Below are 20,486 nucleotides of genomic sequence, written 5' to 3'. Positions count from 1 at the left end.
CCTCAACCGACCGCCAGCATCCGGCGGCCCTCGTCGACGATCTCGTCGGCGACCTCATCGAGCAGCGGAGAGGTGAGGTTCCACTGCTGCCAGTAGAGCGGAACATCGATCGGATCGTCGCCGAGGCGCACGAGCTCCCCCGCGCGCAGGGCTTCGGCCGATTGGAACCCCGGGAGCAATCCCCACCCCAGACCCAGTGCGACGGCCGTGGCGAAGTCCTGGGAGGCCGGAACCCGATGCCGCGGCGGAGCCGCTGCGGCCACCCCGCGGCGCGTCAGCCACTGGGTCTGCAAGTCGTCGCGCCGGTCGAAGTCGACCACCGGCGCTGAACCGAGCGCTTCGGCATCGACGCCGTCGGCGAACCATCGATCGGCGTACGAGGCGGTCGCCACCGCCTCGTACCGGAGGACGCCGAGACGGCGCACCCGGCACCCGGCCACCGGGGCCTCGCGCGAGGTGACGGCGGCCATCACCGTCCCGGATTCGAGCAGCCCCGCCGTGAAGTCCTGATCGTCGCGATGGAGGTCGAAGACGACGGCCCGGCGCTGCGCGACCCGGGCCAGAGGAGGCAGGAACCACGTCGCGAGCGAGTCCGCGTTCACGGCGAGAGGGACGGATGCCACCGTCCCGCCCTCCGCCCCGATCGCGGCGAGCGCGTCGTGTTCGAGCAGAGCGAGCTGACGCGCCAGGCGCACCACGGCGTCGCCGGCTTCTGTCGCGCTGACGGGCTTGCTGCGCACGAGCACGACGCGACCGAGCTGGTCCTCGAGCGCCCGGATGCGCTGGCTCACCGCGGACGGCGTGATGTGGAGGCGACGGGCGGCGGCATCGAGGGTTCCCTCGTCGACGACGACGGCGAGGGTGCGAGCGAGATCGAGGGGGATCGACATGAAGGAATGCTAATGGTGCGCCAGAATCCTGAGCTGGCCTACGCCTCGAGCACCCCCTAACGTCGAGTTCGTGCTCCCCTCCCTCCTCGCCGGTCTCGGCCTCGGCTTCTCCCTGATCGTCGCCATCGGCGCGCAGAACCTCTTCGTTCTGCGTCAGGGCGTCCGCCGTGAGCATCTGCTCGCCGTCGTGGCGGTGTGCGCGCTATCGGACGCGGTGCTGATCCTGCTCGGGGTCTCCGGTATCGGCCTGGTCCTGCAGGCGGTGCCGTGGCTCATCGTCGTCGTGAGGTGGGCGGGGGCGGCGTTCCTCGTCGGCTACGGTTTGCTCGCCGCGCGCCGCGCCCTGCGCCCGAGCGGCGCGACGCTGCACCTCGACGCCTCGGGATCCTCGCTCGCACCGCTCGCCGGGACCACGACGGTGCAGACCCGTCCGGCACGCACGACGCTCGCGGCGACGGTGCTGACGTGTCTGGCCCTCACCTGGCTCAATCCGCACGTGTACCTCGACACGGTCTTCCTCCTCGGGTCGGTGGCCTCGACGCACGGCGACGGACGCTGGGCGTTCGCGACGGGCGCGTGCGCGGCGAGCCTGTTGTGGTTCTCGGCCCTCGGCTACGGCGCACGCTTCCTCGGCCGCTGGCTCGACACCCCGCGCGCGTGGCGCCTGCTCGACGGGATCATCGCCGTGGTGATGTTCGCGATCGCCCTTTCGCTCGTGCTGTCGCACTGACCCACGACCCCGCACCCCGTCGTCCGCGAGAATGGCCCGATGCGAACGGTGACGATGACGGTGAGCGGCCGCGTCCAGGGCGTCGGCTTCCGCTACACGATGCAGGCCGAGGCCCAGCGCCTCGGCGTCGACGGCTGGGTGCGCAACCGCCGCGACGGGTCGGTGGAGGCGTTCCTCGCCGGGGACCCCGATGCGGTCGAGGGCGTGATCGCCTGGGCGCACGATGGCCCGGCCGGTGCCCGCGTCGACGATGTGGACGTCGTCGAGGGGACCGGGGAGTCCGCCTCCGGATTCGAGATCCGAGCCACCGCTTGAGTCAGGTCGGGAGACCGGCCTTCAACTCGTCGAGCACCTCGGCGGCGTCGTCGAGACGAGACAGCGCCGCCGCCTGACCCGCCCACAGCGACACCAGCTCGCCGTCGCCGTTCGCCGTCGCGGCGGCACGGAACACCCCGGTCAGCCAGTTCTGCGCCGGGAACGGGGCGATCATCCCCGCGGCCTCGAGCTCGCGCATCGCACGATTCGGGATGCCGCGCGCCAGCCGCCCGCTCATGGCGCGGGTGAGCACGGTCTCGGTGTCGACCGATCGCGCGATCGCGTCGCGGTGATCCTCGGTCGCCGCCGACTGGCGGGTGCGCAGGAACGCCGTTCCGACCTGCACACCGTCGGCCCCGAGAGCCAGGGCGGCCGCCACCCCGCGCCGGTCGGCGATCCCACCCGCGGCGATGACCGGGATGCCGACGGCATCGACGACCTGCGGCACGAGAGCGAAGGTCCCGACGAGCGACGCCGACGCTTCGCGGAGGAACGACACCCGATGCCCGCCGGCCTCCGATCCGGTGGCGACGACGGCATCGACCCCCGCCGCCTCGAGCGCGACGGCCTCGGCGACCGAGGTGGCGGTGCCGATCACACGGATGCCGCGGCCTCTCGCGGCGGCGAGGGTAGCGGCATCCGGAATCCCGAAGACGACGCTCAGCACCTCGGGCCGGGCCTCGAGCACGGCGCCGAGCTGGTCGGCGACGGACGGGAGGAACGCCGCCGGCGGGGCGGGGACCTCGACACCCGCTGCGGCGAAGAGCGGCGACGCCGCATCGAGGAACGGCTGCACGTCCAGGTCGGCGGGGGTCACCTCGTCGCCGCGCGGCAGCCAGAGGTTCACGGCCACCGGCCGCGCGGTGGCGGCGCGCAGTTGCGACACCGTGTCGAGGATGCGCTCGGGCGTGTAGCCGTAGAGGCCGAACGAGCCGAGCCCGCCGCCCGTGCTCACCGCCGCCGTCAGGGCGACGGAGGAGAGCCCGCCGAAGGGGCCGAGCACGATCGGGACATCGATGCCGAACAGATCCTCGAGGCGGCCCATGCCTCGACGCTACTGCGCGTGGAGCTACGTCGGGGTGTCCGAGGGGTCGGGGCCGTCGAGCGGGCGCAGCAGACGGTCGAGGAAGCGCCGAGTGCGCTCCTTCTTCGGGTGACGCAACAGCTCGGACGGCGCACCGCGCTCGACGATGACCCCCTCGTCGAAGAACAGCACCTCGTCGGCGACCTCGCGCGCGAAGCCGAGCTCGTGCGTGACGATCACCATCGTCCAGCCCTCGTTCGCGAGCTCGCGCAAGACGGTGAGCACCTCGCCCACGAGTTCGGGGTCGAGCGCGCTGGTCGGCTCGTCGAACAGCAGGAGCGCCGGCTGCAGGGCCAGCGCACGGACGATGCCCACACGCTGCTGTTGGCCGCCGGAGAGCTCGGACGGATACGCGTCGCGCTTCTCCGACAGCCCGACGCGGGCGAGCAGGGTCTCGGCACGAGCGACGGCCTCGGCGCGAGGGACGCCGTGCGCCTGGATCGGCCCCTCGACGACGTTCTGGAGGACGGTGAGATGAGGGAAGAGATTGTGATGCTGGAACACCATCGCCGAGCGATCGCGCAGCCCGACACGGTCGGCCTTCGAGACCTTCCGCGAGAAGTCCACGACCGGACCCCCGTCGAACGCCACCACCCCGGCGTCCGGGGTCTCGAGGCCGTTCAGGCAGCGCAGCACCGTGGTCTTGCCCGACCCGGAGGGACCGATCAGCACGAGCACGTCGCCGCGACGTACCTCGAGGTCGACGCCGTCGAGGACGCGATTGGTGCCGAAATTCTTCTGCAGTCCCGAGACGGCGAGCAGCGGAGCGGTGTCAGTGGGCGACATGGCGGTCCAGCCTCTTTTCCAGGGCGTTCTGGCCGAACGACAGCACGAGGCAGAACAGCCAGTAGATGAGCGCGGCCTCGAGATACACCGCCATGAACTCGTACGAGAAGGCCGCGATGGCCTGTGCCTGGCGGAACAGCTCGGTCACGAGGATGAGGGATGCCAGCGAGCTGTCCTTCACGAGCGAGATGAACGTGTTCGACAGCGGCGGCACCGAGACGCGAGCCGCCTGCGGCAGGATGATGCGCGTCAGCGTCTTGCGGCGGTTCAGACCGACCGTGTGCGCCGCCTCCCACTGCCCCCGCGGGACCGACAGGATTGCCGCGCGGATGACCTCTGCCGCGTACCCGCCGACGTTCAGCGAGAACGCGATGACGGCTGCGGGGAAGGGATCGATCGTCAGTCCCAGCGACGGCAGACCGTAGAAGATCACGAACAGCTGCACCAGCAGAGGCGTTCCGCGGATGATCGAGATGTAGAACCGGGCGACGCCCGACAGCAGCACGTTCCGCGACAGCCGCAACAGCGCCATCGCCAGCGCGATCACGAGACCGATCGCGAACGAGGCCAGGGACAGCGGGATCGTACCGGTGATTCCGGCCAGAACCATCGGCCAGAACGAATCGACGAGCAGGGTCCAGATGTCGTTCATGAGCCTCCTTCCTCACACGCGAGCGGATCATCCGCCCCCCACGTTAGAGCGGGGAGGCGGATGATCCGCGGGGGTTTACACCAGCTGGTTACTTCGTGACGTCGGCGCCGAAGTACTTGTCGCTGATCGAGGCGAGAGTTCCGTCGGCGCGGAGTTCGTCGAGAGCTCCGTCCACGGCATCCGCCAGCTTGTCCTGACCCTTCTTGAAAGCGAACGCGCTCTCGGAGGAGTCCTTCGTGGTCGCGGCGATCTTCAGGCCGGTGGGGCTGTTGGTCTTCTCGTAATCGAGGTAGGTGAGCTGGTCGTTGACCGTGGCGTCCACACGCCCCTGCTTGAGCAGGGCGACCGCCTGTGCCCAGCCCTCGACGGCCTCGACCTGGGCACCGCTCGAGGTCGCGAGCTCGTACCAGTTGCTCGTGAGCGACTGGGCGGTGGTCTTGCCCGACAGGTCGGCGAAGCTCGAGATGGCGTTGTCGCTGTCGGTCGTCACGATGACGCCGCGAGAGACGGTGTACGGCGAGCTGAAGGTGTACTTCTCCTGGCGCTCGGGGTTGATCGAGACCTGGTTGGCGATGACGTCGAAGCGGCCGGCATCCAGGCCCGCGAAGATGGCGTCCCACTGGGTCTCCTGGAACTTCACCTGCAGACCGAGCTTGTCGGCGACGGCCTTGGCGATCTCGACGTCGAAACCGGTGAGCTCGCCCGCGCCCTCGTGGTACGAGAAGGGGCGGTAGGTGCCCTCGGTCGCCACCGTCAGCGTGCCGCCCGAGACGAGGCCGAGGTCGGATCCCGCGTCGGGGTCGGCCGCGGTGGAGCCGCCGCTGCAGGCGGTCAGCGCGAGGGCGCTCAGGCCCAGGGTGGCGGCGAGGACGGTCAAACGGCGACGGGGCATAGCTGTTCCTGACATGTGTGAGTGGTGGGGGGGTACGCGGTGCAGGCGTACCCTCCAGCAGAACACGCTCGGGCGCGACGGTCTTCCCGCATGACGCCGTATTGCACGATCGTGCAGGCGCAGCGCCGCCCGGAAACGCGAAAGCCCCGCCGACACGAGGTGCGGCGGGGCTTTCGGTGACGGATGTCAGACGATGACGTTGACGTCCAGCGGGATGCCGGGACCGAAGGTGGTCGAGACGGCGCCCTTCTGGATGTAACGACCCTTCGAGCTCGAGGGCTTGAGGCGGACGATCTCCTCGAGAGCGGCCTTGAGGTTCTCGTCGAGCTGCTCGGCCGAGAACGATGCCTTGCCGACGACGAAGTGCACGTTGGCGTGCTTGTCGACGCGGAACTCGATCTTTCCGCCCTTGATCTCCTCGACGGCCTTGGCCGGGTTGGGGGTCACGGTGCCGGTCTTGGGGTTCGGCATGAGGCCGCGGGGTCCGAGGACCTTACCGAGGCGACCGACCTGGCCCATGAGCTCGGGCGTCGAGACGGCGGCGTCGAACGACGTGTAGCCGGCCGCGACCTTCTCGATGAGCTCGGTGCCACCGACCTCGTCGGCGCCGGCGGCCAGAGCCGCCTCGGCCGCGGGGCCGTTGGCGAAGACGATGACGCGCGCGGTCTTACCCGTGCCGTGGGGGAGGATGACCGTGCCGCGGACCATCTGGTCGGCCTTACGGGGGTCGACCGAGAGCTTCAGCGCGACCTCGACGGTCGAGTCGAACTTCTTCGAGCCGGTCTCCTTCGCGAGGGCGACGGCCTCGGTCGGGGTGTAGAACGTGTCGGCCGCGATCTTCTCAGCTGCGGCGCGGAATGCCTTGGACTTGGTAGCCATTGTTATCTCCCTCAGTCCTCGACCGTGATGCCCATGGAACGGGCGGTGCCGGCGATGATCTTCGAGGCGGCCTCGATGTCGTTCGCGTTCAGGTCGGGCTGCTTCGTGGTGGCGATCTCGCGAACCTGGTCCTTGGTGAGCTTGCCCACCTTGACCGTGTGGGGCGTGGACGAACCCTTGGCCAGTCCAGCCGCCTTCTTGATGAGCTCCGCCGCCGGCGGGGTCTTCAGGATGAAGGTGAAGCTGCGGTCTTCGTAGACCGTGATCTCAACGGGGATGACGTTGCCGCGCTGGGCCTCGGTCGCCGCGTTGTAGGCCTTGCAGAACTCCATGATGTTGACGCCGTGCTGACCGAGCGCCGGACCGATCGGCGGTGCGGGGTTGGCCGCGCCTGCCTTGATCTGGAGCTTGATCAGGCCGGTCACCTTTTTCTTGGGTGCCATATCCTTTTCCTCTCTCGAGCGGGGGCCTCGCGGCTCCCTCTCTCCCGCACGCCCGGCGGTTCCGGGCAGCGGTCGTTGCGCACTGACGCACGCAACCTTGCCATTGTACGCGACGCCGGGCGTTTCGGCATCCGCGGCTCTTCCCGTCCTCGCCTCGCACCGCTCAACGCTCTCCCCGCCCGAGCGGATCCCGCCTCGGCCCCCGCCCGCCTGCGCGCACCCGCGCCACGCCCGCGCACTCGCCTCCCGGCACGCAGAAACGCTATCCGCGCGCAGAAACACGATGACCGCGCGTTTCTGTGGGCTGCGAGCGTTTCTGCGAGCGGGTCGCCGGCCCGGGCCCGCTCCCCCTCGACCTGCGCGCCGACCTCCGCCCACGACCACCGCGAGCGGCAGCGGCAGCGGCAGCGGCAGTGCCAGCGCCAGCACCGGCACCGGCACCACCGCCAGTACCAGCGGCAGCACCAGCACCACCGCCAGTACCAGCGGCAGCACCAGCACCGGTGGCAGCACCGGTGGCAGCACGCATAAACGCGATCCGCGCGCAGAAACACGATGACCGCGCGTTTCTGCGCGCGAACGGTGTTTATGCGCGTGCGTGACCCTGCGCCCGCACCGCCCGCCGATCACGGTGCCCCCGACACCCGTACGGCCCCCGCCTACTCCTGGGTCGCGCGGGGGTTGTCCACAGCTCGCACACATGCTGTCCGTGAACCTGGCACCCTCGCCGAATGGATGCCGTTCCCCGCGCGCTGCGCGCGTCACCGACTCCCTTGATGTTCACCTCGGACACGCCACGGCCCGGACCACCGCTCTGGCGCGACGAATCTCTGGTTCGCGTGCGAACCGGTATCTACGCCGTCCGCGCCGCGTGGGACGCACTACCTCCGTGGGATCGCTATCTCGCCCGCGTCCACGCCTTCGCACTGACGCGACCGGATGCCGTCTTCTCGCACGAATCGGCTGCGGCGCTGCTCGGGCTCCCCATCTTCGGTCACCCCCGCACCATCCACATCTTCGACGCACGCCGCGCGAGGTCGGTCAGGTACGGCGACGTCACCGTACACACCAGCCTCGACACGCGTCCCACATGCACGGTCGTCGGCATCGGCCTCACCGCGGTCGAAGACGTGGTCATCGATCTCAGCCGTGCGCTGCCTCCCGCGTTCGGCGTCGCGGTCGCCGACGCGGCGTTACGAGCTTTCGGCCTCGAGAGCGAGCGGTTACTCGAGCGCGCTGCTCTGCAGCGCAACGCGTACGGAGCACGGCGCATGCGATGGGCGTTGACCCATGCCACGCCGCTGGCCGAGTCCCCGGCGGAGTCGATCAGCCGCGCGGTCATCGAGTGGTGCGGCTTTCCCTCGCCCCGGCTGCAGGTCGAGCACGACGTCGAAGGACGGATATTCCGATCGGACTTCTGCTGGCCGGAGCAGAACATCATCGGCGAGTGCGACGGGTGGCTGAAGTACGGCGGGGAGGATCCCGTGGCAGCGGCCGAGGCGGTCCGTGCGGAGAAGCGACGCGAGGACGCGCTCCGCCGAGAGGGGTGGCAGATCGCTCGATGGGACTACCCAGGCGCAGTGGGGGTGACTGCGCTGCGAAACGCCTTGACGGCAGCGGGACTGCGACAGGTGCGCCGTGCCGAGGTGGCCGCGCTGGCGTCGGTGGGCAGGAATGTCCGCTCGAAGTGACCCGCGCAAACGCGATCCGCGCGCAGAAACGCGATGACCACGCGTTTCTGCGCGCGCAGAGCGTTTCTGCGTGGGGACCAGGGCTCCGCCCGCCCACCCGCCGAGGTGCCCGCGCCCGCACAGCGCAGCGCGGCACGCGGCGCGGCACAGCGCAGCGCGGCACGGCGCGGCACAACGCAGCGCGGCACGGCGCGGCACAACGCAGCGCGGCACAGCACCGCGCGGCACCGGAGACGGCGAACGCGCCGCCGGACCGAGCCGAGCGGGGCGTTCGCGAAGACGCGGGGCGTCAGATCATCTTGGTGACCTGGTCGAACGACAGCTCGACCGGGGTCTCGCGCTCGAAGAGCGACACGAGCACCGTGAGCTTGCCGCTCTCGGGCTTGATCTCGCTGATCGTGCCGGGCAGACCCGCGAACGAGCCTTCCTTGATGGTGATCGTCTCGCCGGTCTCGAAGTCGACCTCGGCGGGGATGACGCGAGCCGTGGTGGCCGAGCCCTTGGCGGCGGCGCCCTTGACGGGGGCGGCCTCCTTGACCTCGACGAGGCTCTTCAGCATGTTGAAGGCCTCTTCGAAGCGCAGCGGGGTCGGGTTGTGGGCGTTGCCCACGAAGCCGGTGACACCGGGGGTGTGGCGAACGACCGACCAGGTGTCTTCGTTGAGGTCCATGCGCACCAGCACGTAGCCGGGGATGCGCACGCGGTTGACCATCTTGCGCTGGCCGTTCTTGATCTCGACGACGTCCTCCATGGGGACCTCGACCTGGTAGATGTCGTCCTCGACCTCGAGCGTCGACTTGCGCTGCTCGATGTTGGCCTTCACCTTGCGCTCGAACCCGGCGTAGGAGTGGATGACGAACCACTTACCGGGGAGCGAACGCAGCTCGGCGCGGAACGCCTCGTACGGGTCGGCGTCCTCGTCGGCGTCGATGCCGTCGACGTCGCTGGCGGCATCGGCGGGCGACTCGGCGGCCTCGGCCGCGTCGACCTCGCCCGCGGCGGCGGAGACCTCGTCGACGAAGTCCTCGTCGAGGACGGGAGCGTCGGGCTCGCCGTTCACGTCGGGACCGTCGTAGGGGGTGACCTCGTCAGCGGCTTCGGCGGCCTCTTCCGCCTGCTCCTCCGCGAGGGAGTCGTTCAGGACCTCGGCGGCGGCCTCGGCCTCGCTGGTCTCGTCGATCTCGAGAGCGTCGTTCACGATCGCGTCCGCCTCCGGGTCGGTGATGTCGATGTCGCCGAGGTCGGCGTCGTCGGTGTCGGTCTCGTCATCGACGATGTGGACCGCGGTGTGCTCGGCCGAGTCGGAGGCACGCTCCTGAGACGCGAGCACGTTGCCCTCCTGGGCTTCGTCGTCCTCGCTGGACTGCTCAGCGGCCGTCGCCCAGTCGGCGTCGTCGACATATCTTTCAGACACTGTGATCTCTTCCGTTCAGAGGCGGCCGCTCGTGGGGCCGCGCGTCCGCCCAGACGCCGGTCAGGCGCCGGCGGTACCGGGGACGCCGAAGACGGCGGTGGTGATCCACACGAACAACACGTCGAGGCCGTAGACGATCGCCATCATGACGACGACGAACCCGAGGACGACGGCGGTGAACTTGAAGAGCTCCTGCCGCGTCGGCGTGACGACCTTGCGCAGTTCCGCGAAGACCTGACGAATGAACAGGGCGATCCGCGCGAAGAAGTTGAGCTTCTTCTCGCGGGGCGCGCCGCGCTCGGCGACGATCTCGCCCTTCGCCTCGTCCTGCGTCATCGAACCACCTAGGTCTGTGTCTGTGCCAGCGTGCGCTGTGCGCAGGGCGGACAGGAATCGAACCTGCAACCTGCGGTTTTGGAGACCGCTGCTCTGCCAATTGAGCTACCGCCCTAAGATCCCGCGGGATCCAGGATGCGAAATCGACGCGCTTCCGCCCGGAATTCCTCGAGGAGGGATGCCGCACGCCCGGGGGCATGGCGAAAGAATGCAGATTTCGACTGCACTGCAAGTGTACGGCATCGGGCGCACCGCCGACGAACGGAGCCCCCGTGCGGCCGTCGTCGAGGGCTCGTGGATAGGCTGGAGGACGGTCGCCATCCTGGCCCCCGACACATCGGCGACCGGCGAGAGTTCAGGAGCACCCCGATGAGTTCGCACGCGCCCGCCCAGCAGTTCCAGGTCGATCTGCGCGGCGTCATCGACCTGTTGAGCCGCCACATCTACTCCGGCCCCCGCGTGTTCCTGCGCGAGCTCCTGCAGAACGCCGTCGACGCGATCGCCGCCCGACGAGAGGTCGACGGCGGCGGCGGTCGCGTTCGGATCACCCCGATCAGCGCCTCGTCCGACGAATTCGTCCTCCGCGACGACGGGGTGGGGCTGACGCCCGACGAGGTGGCCGACCTGCTCGGAACGGTGGGCCGCAGCTCCAAGCGCGACGTGTTCGATCTGCCGCGCTCCGACTTCCTCGGGCAGTTCGGCATCGGCATGCTCTCGTGCTTCATGGTGTGCGACGACATCGTCATCCGCTCCCGCAGTGCTCGCGGCACCGCGCCCGTGCAGTGGAGGGGGTACACGGACGGGACCTTCGAGGTCGGCCCGGGCCCCGAGGACACCCCGGTGGGCACGAGCGTGCACCTGCGCTCGCGCAGTGACAGCCGGGCGCTGCTGAGCACCGCCACCGTCATCGAGCTCGCCGAGACCTTCGGGCGGTACCTCCCGATCTCGGTGAGCGTCGACCTTCCCGCCGACGGCGAGACGACCATCACCGCGGCTCCCCCGTTCCTCGGCGATGACCGGGAGGAGCAGGCCGCCTATGGGCGCGAGCTGCTGGGCGCGGAACCGCTCGCGATCATCCCTCTCTCGGTCCCCGCCACTCAGACTCGCGGCCTGGCCTTCGTGCTGCCGTTCGCCCCGGCATCCACCGCTCGCCAGAGCACCCGGGTGTACCTGCAGCGCATGCTGCTCACCGAACGCGCCGACGACCTCCTGCCGGACTGGGCGTTCTTCGTGCGCGCGGTGGTCGACTCGGCGGGACTGCACCCCACGGCGAGCCGTGAGGCGCTCGTGGCGGACGACGCGCTCGAGCAGACCCGGACCGAGCTGGGGGATGCCATTCGCCGGTGGATCCTCGATCTCGCCCTCAGCGACCCCCTCCGCCTCGCGCAGGTCGTGAGCGTCCACGAAGTGGCGTTGAAGTCGCTGGTCCGCCACGACGACGAACTGGCCCGGTTCATCGTGCCCTGGCTCTCGGTCGAGACGAACGTCGGGCGTCTTCGTATCGACGACCTCGTCGGGCGCTCCTCCCCCGTGCGGTTCACCGAGACCGTCGAGGCGTTCCGACAGGTCGCGAGCGTCGCATCGACCGGTTCGGTCCTCGTCAACGGCGGCTACCTGTACGACGACGAACTCATCCGGCTGCTGCCCGAGGTGTTCCCGGACGTCCGCGTCGAAGCCGTCGACGTCGTGGACGAGATCGATCGCCTCGCCCCTGCGCCGTGGGACCAGCGCGCGCTCGCTCTCGCGCTCGAGGAGCGCGCTCGCGACGCCCTGGGCACCGTCGACGTGGTGACGCGCTCCTTCGAACGCGCGGAAGCACCAGCACTGTTCGTCGCCGACCCCGACGTGCTGCGCGCGCTCGACCGCGGTCGCGCGCGCAGCGCGGGAGGCTCGCTGTGGGCGGGGGTCCTCGACCGTGCCGAGCGGGCCGGCGCGCGCGGGCGCGACCACGCGCAGGACCCGCCCGCCTCTCGCCTGTGCCTGAACTGGACGAACCCGACCGTGCAACGCCTCGCACACGCCCCGGAGGGGCGCGCCTTCACGGCGGGCGTGCAGCTGCTCTACGTCCAGGCGCTGCTCGCCGGCCACCACCCCCTCGGAGGGGGCGACCGGGCGCTGATGTCATCGGCCCTGGCCGATCTGGTCGAACTCGCCGCCTCTTCTTCCGACCCCACGACGAAAGGACCCGCATGACCGCCGCCGCCGAGAGCATCCGTGCCCTGTTCGACGAGATCGACCGGACGCCGTGGGGCCCCCGGGAGCGAGCCCTCGTCGCCGAGGCGGTGGCCCGCGCGCAGGACAGCGGTGACGCGCGCCTCGAGTACGAAGCGCGCCTGCGTCAGACCTCGAGCGCCAACATGATCGGCGACACCGATCTCATGCTCACGTCTTTCGCGTGGTGCCTCGCGCAGCACGACGCGGATCCCGAGCGCTTCCCCGCCGAGCTGGAGCCGGCCGGCGACCTGCTCTGGCAGTACAAGTGGATGGCCGGCGCCCTGCGCGGCTCGCCGGAGTTCTCGAGCGAGCAGATCGACGCCGTCCTCGATGACATGGAAGAGCACTACCACCGCGCCGGTGTGGGCATGAGCGGTGCGGTGATGGCGCGATTCGAGGACGCGTGGGCGGCCGGGCGCATCGACGAGGCCGCCGCGCTGCGCGAACGCCTCGAGGCGACACCGCGTGACGACTACAGCCACTGCGACGCCTGCGTCCGCAGCCAGTTCGCCGGGTTCTTCGCCGAGACAGGTCGAGAGGACGAGGCCATCCGCCTGGTCGAGGAGATGGTCGAGGGCGGCTTCACCTGCGGAGAGGAGCCCGAGCGCGCTCTCGCTCTGGCCCTTCTCCCGCTGTTGCGGGCGGGTCGCCTCGATCAGGCCCGCGCGTTCCATCTGCGCAGCTACCGTCTGGCGAGGGAGAACCCCGACAACCTCACGATCATCGCCGACAACGTCGTGTTCTGCGCCCTGACCGGCAACGAGGCGCGCGCCCTGACCCTCGTCGAGAAGCACCTGCGGTGGCTGGCTCACGATGGCCTGAACGCCGAGGCCCATCAGGAGGCCTTGGCCGCTTTCGCGCTGGCTCTGGACGCCGTGACCCGCGCCGGCCACGGCGGCACCCCCGTACGAGGCTCGGATGCCGCGGAGCTCGCGCCGCTGCTCGGTGGGCGCGGCCAGATGCTGACGGCATCCGAGCTCGCCTCGCTGTGCTGGGCGCGCGCCGATGAGATCGCGGCGGCGTTCGATCGCCGCAACGGCACCGACGCGCACGCGCGCCGGCTGGAGCGCACGCGCGCGCTCGCACAGGAGCACTACGACGTGCCGCTGTCGTCGTCGGGTTTCTCCGCTGCGGCCACCGTCCCTCGCGAGCGCGATCTCGCCGAACGCATCGAGCGCGCCCAGGTGCTCGCCGCCGTCGGCACCCCGAGCGCGATCGACGCCCTCGCGGATGTGCTCGACGACGCCGAGGCCGCCGATCGCGTACCCCTGACCTTCGCGCTGTTGCGCGCGCCTCGTCGCCGAGGACCGCCTCGACGACGCCGCAGCCGTGCTCACGGCGCGAGAAGAGGCTCTGCGCGCGATGGGGCGAGACGCCCGCGCCAGCATCGAGGCCGAGTTCGGCCTCGCCCTGTTCGGTGTCGACGACGACGCCGCGCACCGTGCTCTCGACGCCCACCCCGACGCCCCCGCCGATCTGACGGCCCACCTGTTGACGATCGTCGCCTACCGCCACCTCGTCGAACGGCGGCTCGACGAGGCCCTCGACGCGAGCCGTCGCGCCCGGGAGCTGTACGCGGCGGAGGGCGATGTCGAGCGGGCGCACGCTCTGGCACACCTCGAAGCGGACGTGCGGCGGGCGGCCGACGACCCGGAGGGCGCGCTCGAGTCGCTCGACGCGCTGCTGTCCGAGGACGCGGTCGCCCCCGGACGACGCGTGCGCCTGCTGATGGATCGGGCGACGATCCGCGACGCGCTGGGCGAGCCCCTTCACGGAGCCGACGACGCCGACGAGGCTACGCGGCTGCTCCTGGCGTGGGACGCCGACGATCACGTCGTCGCGAGCGCGATGTCGCTGGGCGCGCAGCTCGCGGAACGCGCGGGCGAGAACGACCGGGCCGTCGCCGGCTACCGAGTCGCCCTGCAACGCCTCGAGACGACCGGCGAGCCGACGACCGGACTGCTCTACGGTCTCGGCCGTGCCCTCGTGGCCGCCGGCGCGGCCCACGAGGCCATCGAGGTGATCGACGACGTGCTCGAGCGGGAGATAGCGGCAAACGAGGCACCGGGATCACGAGCCATCACGGTGGGGCTGCTCGCGCGGGCCTTCGAACAGGCCGAGGAATGGGACAACGCCCTGCGTGCGTGGGAGATCACGGCCGACCTGCACGTCGAGGCCGGGGAACCGGCTCGCCGCGCATCGGCACTCGTGGCGCGCGCGCACCTGCTCGGCCGGCTCGGCGGCGGGGACGAAGCGGTCGACACCCTCACGACGGCGGTCGCGGCTGCTCGAACCGACCCCGACAACCGCGGCATGCTCGCCGACGCCCTCCATTCCCTCGCGCAGGCCAAGGCACATCGGGGGGACGACGACGCGATCGCGGTCCTCGACGAAGCGCTCGAGATCGGTCGGACCGACGAGGCGGAATGGCTCGTGGCCGACCTCCTCGACACGCGCGCGCGGATCCTCGCCGGCACCGGGCGAACCGACGACGCCGTCGCGAATGCGCTCCAGGCCGCCGACGGGTTCCTCGCCGCCGGGGGCGTGCCGCAGGCGGGCGCGTCCGAACTCCTCGCTGCCCGGATCCTGCGGGATGCGGAGCGCACGGAGGAGGCCGCCGCGGTACTGCGCTCCGCTCACGAGCACGCCGCCGGCCAGGAGCAGCTGCGTCAGGCGATCGCCATCGACCTCGGCGACGCCCTCGAGGCGCTCGGCCGCCACGGCGAGGCGGCCGAGGTGCGCGGCACCCTGCCGAGCTGACCGCAGTTTCATTTACGACGACGGCGGCATCCCGCGGGATGCCGCCGTCGTCGTAAAGCCCCTCAGGCCGTGCGGATGAGCTTCTTGTTCACGAACTCGTCGGCCGCGAGCAGCCCCATCTCGCGCGACGTGCCGCTGCGCTTGACGCCGCCGAAGGGCAACTCGGGCGAGTCGGCGAGCACGACATTGACGTAGACCATGCCGGCCTCGATGCGATCGGCGATGCGCTGTGCCTGCTCGGCATCCGTGGTGAAGACGTACGACCCGAGGCCGTAACCGGTGTCGTTCGCGAGGTCGACGGCCTCGTCTTCGCTCGAGACGCGATAGACGGTGCCGACGGGGCCGAAGAACTCCTCACCGTAGGCGTCCATCTCGCGCGTCACTCCCGTGAGTACGGTGCCCGGGTAGAACGCTCCGTCGCGGGTTCCGCCGACCTCGACGGTCGCGCCCTGGGCGAGGGCGCGCTGGACCTGCTCGTCGAGACGCTCGGCCGCGGCCAGCGACGACAGGGGCCCGAGCACCGTGTCGTCGGCGAAGGGGTCGCCGACCTTGGCTTCGCCCAGCGCCGCCGTGAACTTCTCGAGGAAGGCGTCGTACAGCTCGTCGATCACGATGAAGCGCTTGGCGCCGTTGCACGACTGCCCGTTGTTGTCGAGGCGCGCGTCGACGGCCGCCTGGACCGCGGCATCCAGGTCATCCGTGGAGAGGAGGATGAACGGGTCGGACCCGCCGAGCTCGAGCGCGACCTTCTTGAGGTTGCGGCCGGCGATCTCGGCCACGGCGGCGCCCGCACGCTCGGACCCGGTGACCGAAACGCCCTGCACACGACGGTCGGCGATGATGATCGCCGCCTGCTCGTTGGTGGCGCGGATGTTCACGTAGGCGCCCTCGGGCAGGCCCGCGTCGCGGTAGATCGCCTGCAGGGCCTCGGCCGACTCGGGGCACTGGGGTGCGTGCTTGAGCAGGATCGTGTTGCCGACAGCCAGGTTCGGAGCCGCGAAACGGGCGACCTGGTAGTACGGGAAGTTCCACGGCATGATGCCCAGCAGCACGCCCAGCGGCGAGCGGCGGATCACCGCGGATCCCTCGCCCAGGATGTCCAGCGGGCTGTCACCGGTGATCTTGTCGATGTTGTCGGCGTAGTACTCGGTGATGTCGGCGGCGAAGTCGACCTCGCCGAGTGCCGCCTCGAGGGGCTTGCCCATCTCGCGGACGATGATCGCGGCGAGGTCGTCACGGCGTTCGCGGTGCAGCTGGGCCACGCGCCGCAGGCCCTCGGCGCGCTCGGCCGGAGCGGTGCGCGACCAGACGCGGTACCCGTCGTGCGCGGAGGCGATGGCGGCATCGACCCCGGCATCGCTCAACGTGTCGTACTCGGCGAGGGTCTCACCGGTGGCGGGATTGACGACGGCGTAGTCGCTCATGGTGCTCCTTTTCGTTTCGTTGTCAGGACCTGATGCGGCGGCGGGCGCTGGCGGGGGCTTCTCGACCCAGGGTCTCACCCCGGAAGAAGCCGGGGCTCGCGATGCGCTGGGCGATCATGAGCACGATTCCTACCACGATGATCACCACGGTGATCACGAACACGAGGCCGACACCGCCGATCTCGGAGCCCGAGCCGTAGTCGGGGCTCGCGCTGTCGATGAGGGTGGTGACGAACAGCACCGCGAGGATCAGCCCGCCGACGAGGGGGGCGAGCAGCGTCAGGAAGACGTTGCGCACCGAGTCGAACCACTGCTTTCGGAAGTACCAGACGCACGCGAACGCGGTCAGACCGTAGTAGAAGCAGATCATCGCGCCGAGGGCCGTGATGGTGTCGGTGAGCACGTTCTCGCTCAGCACGCGCATGACCGCGTAGAACACGGAGGCGACGACCGCCGAGACGATGGTGGCGTAGCCCGGGGTGAAGAAGCGCGGGCTGACCTTCGCGAACTTCTTCGGCAGGGCGTCGTAGTGGGCCATCGCCAGGAGCGTGCGGGCGGGGCCGACGAAGGTCGCCTGCAGCGAGGATGCCGAGCTGGTGAGCACCGCGAGCGAGACCAGGAACGCGAGGGGTCCGAGGATCGGGCCCGACAGGTGGAAGAAGACGTTCTCCTGGATGTCCTCGTTGCCGAGGCCCAACTCCCCCGTGCCGTTGCCCGCGAACATCAGCAGGGCGACGGCGATCAGCAGGTACAGGGCGACGATGAGGAACACCGTCACGGTGGCGGCGCGACCCGGTGTCTTGTCGGGGTCCTTCGTCTCCTCGTTCATCGTGAGGATGACGTCCCACCCCCAGAAGATGAAGATCGACAGCGAGAGCCCGGCGGCGAAGGCGCTGAAGGACGGGACCTCGAAGGGGTTGAACCACGACGCCTGGACGGGGCTCGCATCGAAAGCGTTCCCGTTGAGCATCTCGACGACGGCTGCGGCCGCGAAGACCAGCAGCACGAGGATCTGGAACCCGACCAGGCCGTACTGCAGGCGCTGGGTGGTCTGCAGGTCGCGATACGACACGATCGTGGCCAGCAGCATGAAGATCAGGCAGACCGCGACGTTGATCGGGACGACCCGGGTCAGCTCGGCGATCTCGGCGTTGCCGGTGACCTGCGCGATCAGCAGGAACAGGAAGTCCACCGCGATACCGGCGAGGTTCGACAGCACGATGACGGTGGCGGCGATCAGGCCCCAGCCCGCCATCCACCCGACCCACGGCCCGAAGGCGCGGGCTGCCCAGGTGAAGGAGGTGCCGGCATCCGGCATCTTCGAGTTCAGTTCGCGGTAGCCGAGCGCGACGAGAAGCATGGGGATGAAGCCGACGAGGATGATCGCCGGCACCTGGAAGCCGACGGCCGAGACGGTCGGGCCGAGGGCACCGGTCAGCGTGTAGGCGGGGGCGATGGTCGAGATCCCGATGACGACGGCGCCGATCATGCCGATCGAGCCGACCCGGAGACCCTTGTTCGAGATGCCGGTGGTGACGGCGCTGTCGGGCGCCGGGCTCGCGCCGCTGGGAGTACTGGTCATGAGGAGGCCTCCGAGGTGCGCGGCACGACGATCATGGGGACGGGAAGGGCGCGGAGGATGCGCCCCGCGGTGGAACCGAGGAACAGGCGGCGGGGCTGAGCGAGCCGGCTCGAGCCCACGAGGGCCACTTCGCCGGGCTGCCAGTCGATGCGCGAGACGGCGTCTTCGATGTCGGAGCCCGCGCCGACGACGGCCTCGGCCTCGATCTCGGCGGGAAGGGCCGAGCGAACGGACTCGAGGACACTCTCTGCGTGCGCCTGGCCGGTGAGCCGCGTCAGCGACACGTCGACGCGAGCGGGCAGGTCGACGCCCGCGAGAGAGAGGAGCCGCAGGGGCGCCTTCGCCCGGCGGGAGAGGGATGCCGCGGTGTCGAGCAGGACGTCGGCTCCGGGTCGCGTGCCGATCGCGGCAGTGATGCGCGGCAGCCCGACGGACGGGTCGACCTTGCGCGCGCCCTCGGGGGCGAGGGCGACGGGCACGGGTGCCGAGTGGACGAGCTCTTCGGCGGTCGTGCCGAGGCGGTGACGGCCGCGGGGTCCTCCCCCGCCGGTGCCGACGACGATGACTTCGGCATCGAATTCCTCGGCCGCCGCGACGAGTCCGTCCGACACCGCCTGGGCGAGGCGGACGTGGCCCCGGATGCCGGGATAGGGCGCCACGGCCTCGCGCAGCCAGCCGCGGGCGGTGTCCTGCACGAGGCGCTCGTACCCGGCATCCGTCGGGATGGAGACGTTGTTCTCCGCCGACGGCAGCACGACGACCGCGTGCACCGGGGCGTCGAGTGCGGCACCCAGCCGCGCGCCGAGCGCGAGGGCGTCGGCGCCGGCGTCGGCGTCGGTCGCGGTGTAGCCGACCACCACGCGGCGGGCGCTCATCCGCGCGTCCGATCGAGGATCTCGTCGGCCGCACGGTGGCCCTGACGGATCGCTCCGTCGACGTGCTGGAAGCCGGCCCCGGCCATGTCGCTGCACGCGAGGTGGAGGGGTCCGACGCTCTCGCGCAGCTCGGCGCCGTAGCGGTGCAGGCCGCCCATGTCGAAGCTCGCGGCGTACGCGCCGCGGGTCCATTCCTCGGTGCCCCAGTCGCTCTCGTAGTAGACGACGGGGTTCTTCGCCCGGGGACCGTAGTAGCGCGAGAGCGAGTCGAGGATGCGCTCCTTGCGCTCCTCGGGGCTGAGGCGGAACAGATCGTCGGCGTTGTGGTCCGAGACGAAGCCCACGAGGGTTCCGCGCTCGTCGCCGTGGTTGGTGTTGTCGTAGGCCTCGTGTGCCAGCTCGTACGGGCTGAAGGCGGTGCCCGACAGGCCGTCCTCGCGCCAGAACGGGGTCTCGTACACGGCGTGGACCTTGATGACGAAGCCCATCGAGAGGTGCTGGTGCATCTGGTGCTGCAGGCGCGGCAGCGGGGGCTCGAACGAGATGCGCGAGTACAGCACGGGCGCCAGCGCCAAGATCGCGAAGCGGGCACGGACGGTGACGCCGTCCGCGATCACCGTGACCCCAGAAGAGGAGGTCTTCGCGGCCTCGACGCGAGCGATCAACGCGCGCAGGTCGTCGACCCGCTGTCCCGTCGCCGAGTCGGCGGGGCGCTCCGCCGTCGCGGCGACGTCGCCCCAGATGACGCGGCGCACCGGCTGGTTCAGCAGCACGTCGTCGCCGAGGCGCTCGGCCAGCAGCTCGGGCACCTGCTGGAGGCCGCCGACGACGCGCTTGTCGAGGATGAAGTCGGCGTCGACGAGGTTCGAGTACGAGCCCGCGGACGCCGCCATGTGCAGCGACTGCAGCAGCGAGAAGGTGTGCGTGGGCTTGGTGAGCATCGCGGAGCCCGTGGCGAACGCCAGGTTGCGGACGGCCTCGTCGTCGTCGGTCTGCTCGCGCAGCCACGCGTCCCACGAGATCCGGTCCCACTCGGCGGCCCGGGGGTGATCCCACGGCCGGTCCGGGTCGATCTCGGCCACCATCTCATCGAGGAGCGCGGTCACCTCGTCGATGGCCTTCTCGGTCTCGGGCGCGACGGGGAACATCTCGCCGGTGAAGCGCTTGGCCCGACCGTCGGGGCCGACGTAGACGCTGTCGCCCTCGCGGTAGCGGCTGTAGGTCGACAGTCCCAGGTCGGCGACGGTGTCGATGAGCGCCTGCTGGTCAGGCGAGACCCACTGGCCGCCCAGTTCGAGCATCGCTCCGTCGACCACGTCGGTCCACAGACGCCCGCCGACGCGGTCGCGCGCCTCGAGCACGGTGACCGAGAGTCCGGCCTTGCGAAGATCGTTGGCGGCGGTGAGACCGGCGGCGCCGGCTCCGATGACGACCACGTCTCGGGTGATCTCGTCCATGAAAACGTCCTTACTTGTCGTGCGGAGTCGGAGGTGTGGCCCCGACGGCGGCGTTCGCGTCG

The 20,486-nt window shown here is 70.4% G+C and carries 18 protein-coding genes and 1 tRNA gene; 5 read left to right on the top strand and 14 right to left on the bottom strand.

Features of this window, described 5'->3' with window-relative positions:
* Positions 1–2: 2 nt before the first annotated feature.
* On the bottom strand, positions 3–890 hold the full coding sequence (locus QE454_RS08245) for a LysR family transcriptional regulator ArgP (protein ID WP_210073342.1): 888 nt from the start codon (positions 888–890) through the stop codon (positions 3–5).
* Positions 891–960: 70 nt separating this feature from the next.
* On the opposite strand from QE454_RS08245, the gene QE454_RS08240 reads away from it, so the two are divergent.
* The gene (locus QE454_RS08240) at positions 961–1,620 is read left to right on the top strand and encodes a LysE/ArgO family amino acid transporter (protein WP_307456219.1); all 660 of its coding nucleotides are present in this window, start codon (positions 961–963) and stop codon (positions 1,618–1,620) included.
* A 39-nt stretch (positions 1,621–1,659) separates the two neighbouring features.
* The gene (locus tag QE454_RS08235) at positions 1,660–1,935 is read left to right on the top strand and encodes an acylphosphatase (RefSeq protein WP_307456221.1); all 276 of its coding nucleotides are present in this window, start codon (positions 1,660–1,662) and stop codon (positions 1,933–1,935) included.
* A 1-nt stretch (position 1,936) separates the two neighbouring features.
* Here QE454_RS08235 and QE454_RS08230 read toward each other — a convergent pair whose 3' ends face one another.
* The 6 genes from QE454_RS08230 to rplK all read right to left on the bottom strand — a co-directional run bounded on the left by QE454_RS08230 (position 1,937) and on the right by rplK (position 6,671).
* Positions 1,937–2,980, bottom strand: a complete 1,044-nt coding sequence (locus tag QE454_RS08230) for a nitronate monooxygenase family protein (RefSeq protein ID WP_307456223.1) — start codon at positions 2,978–2,980, stop codon at positions 1,937–1,939.
* A gap of 24 nt (positions 2,981–3,004) precedes the next feature.
* A complete protein-coding gene (locus tag QE454_RS08225) occupies positions 3,005–3,805 on the bottom strand; it encodes an amino acid ABC transporter ATP-binding protein (RefSeq protein WP_307456224.1) in 801 nt (266 codons plus the stop codon).
* Positions 3,792–4,457, bottom strand: coding sequence for an amino acid ABC transporter permease (locus tag QE454_RS08220; RefSeq protein ID WP_210073333.1), 666 nt, complete (start codon positions 4,455–4,457; stop codon positions 3,792–3,794). The genes QE454_RS08225 and QE454_RS08220 overlap by 14 nt, the downstream gene beginning before the upstream one ends.
* Before the next feature lie 88 nt (positions 4,458–4,545).
* A complete protein-coding gene (locus tag QE454_RS08215) occupies positions 4,546–5,349 on the bottom strand; it encodes an amino acid ABC transporter substrate-binding protein (protein WP_307456227.1) in 804 nt (267 codons plus the stop codon).
* 186 nt (positions 5,350–5,535) lie between these two features.
* On the bottom strand, positions 5,536–6,228 hold the full coding sequence (gene rplA, locus QE454_RS08210; RefSeq protein WP_094734955.1) for a 50S ribosomal protein L1: 693 nt from the start codon (positions 6,226–6,228) through the stop codon (positions 5,536–5,538).
* 11 nt (positions 6,229–6,239) lie between these two features.
* Positions 6,240–6,671: a 50S ribosomal protein L11 gene (gene rplK / locus QE454_RS08205; protein ID WP_013585556.1), complete on the bottom strand. Its 432-nt coding sequence runs from the start codon at positions 6,669–6,671 to the stop codon at positions 6,240–6,242.
* An 839-nt stretch (positions 6,672–7,510) separates the two neighbouring features.
* Between rplK and QE454_RS08200 the strand changes: the two genes are divergently transcribed.
* Positions 7,511–8,362, top strand: coding sequence for a hypothetical protein (locus tag QE454_RS08200; protein WP_307456229.1), 852 nt, complete (start codon positions 7,511–7,513; stop codon positions 8,360–8,362).
* Between the two features lie 289 nt (positions 8,363–8,651).
* Here QE454_RS08200 and nusG read toward each other — a convergent pair whose 3' ends face one another.
* The 3 genes from nusG to QE454_RS08185 form a co-directional block, all read right to left on the bottom strand.
* Positions 8,652–9,776 (bottom strand): transcription termination/antitermination protein NusG, encoded by a 1,125-nt coding sequence (gene nusG / locus QE454_RS08195; protein ID WP_307456231.1) that lies wholly within the window; start codon positions 9,774–9,776, stop codon positions 8,652–8,654.
* A 60-nt stretch (positions 9,777–9,836) separates the two neighbouring features.
* On the bottom strand, positions 9,837–10,112 hold the full coding sequence (secE, locus tag QE454_RS08190; RefSeq protein WP_210073325.1) for a preprotein translocase subunit SecE: 276 nt from the start codon (positions 10,110–10,112) through the stop codon (positions 9,837–9,839).
* A gap of 42 nt (positions 10,113–10,154) precedes the next feature.
* Positions 10,155–10,227: transfer RNA gene (locus QE454_RS08185), tRNA-Trp, on the bottom strand.
* Positions 10,228–10,481: 254 nt separating this feature from the next.
* On the opposite strand from QE454_RS08185, the gene QE454_RS08180 reads away from it, so the two are divergent.
* Together QE454_RS08180 and QE454_RS08175 are read left to right on the top strand one after the other, a co-directional pair.
* Positions 10,482–12,305, top strand: coding sequence for an HSP90 family protein (locus tag QE454_RS08180; protein WP_307456233.1), 1,824 nt, complete (start codon positions 10,482–10,484; stop codon positions 12,303–12,305).
* Positions 12,306–13,655: 1,350 nt separating this feature from the next.
* Entirely contained in the window at positions 13,656–15,086 is a 1,431-nt protein-coding gene (locus tag QE454_RS08175; RefSeq protein ID WP_309668581.1) for a hypothetical protein, read from the top strand.
* 62 nt (positions 15,087–15,148) lie between these two features.
* On the opposite strand, the gene QE454_RS08170 is transcribed toward QE454_RS08175, so the two are convergent.
* The 4 genes from QE454_RS08170 to QE454_RS08155 are packed head-to-tail and all read right to left on the bottom strand — an operon-like array spanning position 15,149 to position 20,424.
* The gene (locus tag QE454_RS08170) at positions 15,149–16,510 is read right to left on the bottom strand and encodes an NAD-dependent succinate-semialdehyde dehydrogenase (RefSeq protein WP_210073319.1); all 1,362 of its coding nucleotides are present in this window, start codon (positions 16,508–16,510) and stop codon (positions 15,149–15,151) included.
* Positions 16,511–16,532: 22 nt separating this feature from the next.
* The gene (locus QE454_RS08165; protein ID WP_267787904.1) at positions 16,533–18,092 is read right to left on the bottom strand and encodes an APC family permease; all 1,560 of its coding nucleotides are present in this window, start codon (positions 18,090–18,092) and stop codon (positions 16,533–16,535) included.
* Positions 18,089–18,967: a universal stress protein gene (locus QE454_RS08160; protein ID WP_307456237.1), complete on the bottom strand. Its 879-nt coding sequence runs from the start codon at positions 18,965–18,967 to the stop codon at positions 18,089–18,091. The genes QE454_RS08165 and QE454_RS08160 overlap by 4 nt, the downstream gene beginning before the upstream one ends.
* Positions 18,964–20,424 (bottom strand): NAD(P)/FAD-dependent oxidoreductase, encoded by a 1,461-nt coding sequence (locus QE454_RS08155; RefSeq protein WP_307456239.1) that lies wholly within the window; start codon positions 20,422–20,424, stop codon positions 18,964–18,966. The genes QE454_RS08160 and QE454_RS08155 overlap by 4 nt, the downstream gene beginning before the upstream one ends.
* Between the last annotated feature and the right edge of the window lie 62 nt (positions 20,425–20,486).

Origin of the sequence: Microbacterium sp. SORGH_AS_0454 (genome assembly GCF_031453395.1) — a bacterium.
Classification (GTDB): domain Bacteria; phylum Actinomycetota; class Actinomycetes; order Actinomycetales; family Microbacteriaceae; genus Microbacterium.
The sequence above is the reverse complement of the archived record's forward strand: the minus strand, read 5'-3'. Positions and strand labels throughout refer to the sequence as shown.

Excerpts from the sequence above, each read along its gene's own strand:
- QE454_RS08245 (WP_210073342.1), bottom strand. The coding sequence starts at position 890 with ATGTCGATCCCCCTCGATCTCGCTCGCACCCTCGCCGTCGTCGTCGAC.
- QE454_RS08235 (WP_307456221.1), top strand. The coding sequence starts at position 1,660 with ATGCGAACGGTGACGATGACGGTGAGCGGCCGCGTCCAGGGCGTCGGC.
- QE454_RS08230 (WP_307456223.1), bottom strand. The coding sequence starts at position 2,980 with ATGGGCCGCCTCGAGGATCTGTTCGGCATCGATGTCCCGATCGTGCTC.
- QE454_RS08225 (WP_307456224.1), bottom strand. The coding sequence starts at position 3,805 with ATGTCGCCCACTGACACCGCTCCGCTGCTCGCCGTCTCGGGACTGCAG.
- QE454_RS08220 (WP_210073333.1), bottom strand. The coding sequence starts at position 4,457 with ATGAACGACATCTGGACCCTGCTCGTCGATTCGTTCTGGCCGATGGTT.
- QE454_RS08215 (WP_307456227.1), bottom strand. The coding sequence starts at position 5,349 with ATGCCCCGTCGCCGTTTGACCGTCCTCGCCGCCACCCTGGGCCTGAGC.
- rplA (WP_094734955.1), bottom strand. The coding sequence starts at position 6,228 with ATGGCTACCAAGTCCAAGGCATTCCGCGCCGCAGCTGAGAAGATCGCG.
- rplK (WP_013585556.1), bottom strand. The coding sequence starts at position 6,671 with ATGGCACCCAAGAAAAAGGTGACCGGCCTGATCAAGCTCCAGATCAAG.
- secE (WP_210073325.1), bottom strand. The coding sequence starts at position 10,112 with ATGACGCAGGACGAGGCGAAGGGCGAGATCGTCGCCGAGCGCGGCGCG.
- QE454_RS08180 (WP_307456233.1), top strand. The coding sequence starts at position 10,482 with ATGAGTTCGCACGCGCCCGCCCAGCAGTTCCAGGTCGATCTGCGCGGC.
- QE454_RS08170 (WP_210073319.1), bottom strand. The coding sequence starts at position 16,510 with ATGAGCGACTACGCCGTCGTCAATCCCGCCACCGGTGAGACCCTCGCC.
- QE454_RS08165 (WP_267787904.1), bottom strand. The coding sequence starts at position 18,092 with ATGACCAGTACTCCCAGCGGCGCGAGCCCGGCGCCCGACAGCGCCGTC.
- QE454_RS08160 (WP_307456237.1), bottom strand. The coding sequence starts at position 18,967 with ATGAGCGCCCGCCGCGTGGTGGTCGGCTACACCGCGACCGACGCCGAC.
- QE454_RS08155 (WP_307456239.1), bottom strand. The coding sequence starts at position 20,424 with ATGGACGAGATCACCCGAGACGTGGTCGTCATCGGAGCCGGCGCCGCC.